The organism is Hoeflea sp. BAL378 (assembly GCF_000759435.1).
Classification (GTDB): Bacteria; Pseudomonadota; Alphaproteobacteria; order Rhizobiales; family Rhizobiaceae; genus Hoeflea.
In genome coordinates this window covers 1-341 of sequence record NZ_JRJG01000084.1, presented here as the reverse complement: position 1 = coordinate 341, position 341 = coordinate 1, and the positions used below count along the sequence as shown (strand labels likewise).

Genomic DNA, 341 nt, shown 5'->3' with positions numbered 1-341 from the left:
TCCAAAGAAACACAGTGTAACTTCTCTTGAAACGTGACCGCCAAAGTCTGGTTTGGTTCCATCACCCGACATAAGCCAGGATCCCGGAACCGCCGACACCGCCGCCCACGTTTCTCTTTCTTCAATATTCAATTGTCAAAGATCAGATCCCGCAAAGACGCGAAATCACCGGCTTTCCACACTTGGCTTCAGCCGGGTCGAGTGTCGCTTGCGCGGCTCTCTTGGATAACACAAGGGCGAACTTCTTGGCGCCAGCGGCGCGCCGCCCTCGTTGTGTGGGCGGTTTATAGGTCCCACCCACCCACAGAGTCAACAGCCATTTTCGCAAAACTGACATTTTT

The 341-nt window shown here is 53.7% G+C and carries 1 protein-coding gene; it reads right to left on the bottom strand.

Going from position 1 to position 341, the window contains the following annotated elements:
* Window positions 1-142: 142 nt before the first annotated feature.
* On the bottom strand, window positions 143-341 hold a 199-nt coding region (locus tag LL06_RS28115; RefSeq protein WP_210165724.1), incomplete at its 5' end, for a hypothetical protein.